1 protein-coding gene is annotated in these 274 nt (G+C 38.7%); it reads right to left on the bottom strand.

The features are described 5' to 3' along the window. Positions 1 to 272, bottom strand: a 272-nt coding sequence (locus AAEZ18_RS18825) for a hypothetical protein (RefSeq protein WP_352255925.1), incomplete at its 3' end; no start/stop codon positions are given. Positions 273 to 274: the final 2 nt, after the last annotated feature.

Below are 274 nucleotides of genomic sequence, written 5' to 3'. Positions count from 1 at the left end.
ATACGTGCTACACCACGGTTACTTAATGCAAACGATGTAAGTTCACGTACTTTTAAACGCGGACCATGGCTTTGCTTAAGCAATGCAATTGCTTGTGTACAAATAGCTTCTGCTTCTTCGTAGTTTCTTGCTTCAACATTTAAAGCACAGCTATTAAATGATTTTTCAAATGCAGGTGCTGCAGTTACAGAGTCTTCAATAACCATTAATTTATAATCACCTTGATTAGCCATTGCAGCAGCTGAGCAAGTTAATAATGAGCCAAGAGCGATGG

The organism is Pseudoalteromonas sp. 19-MNA-CIBAN-0066 (assembly GCF_040308705.1).
GTDB lineage: Bacteria > Pseudomonadota > Gammaproteobacteria > Enterobacterales > Alteromonadaceae > Pseudoalteromonas > Pseudoalteromonas nigrifaciens.
This window is presented reverse-complemented; position numbering and strand designations above follow the sequence as displayed.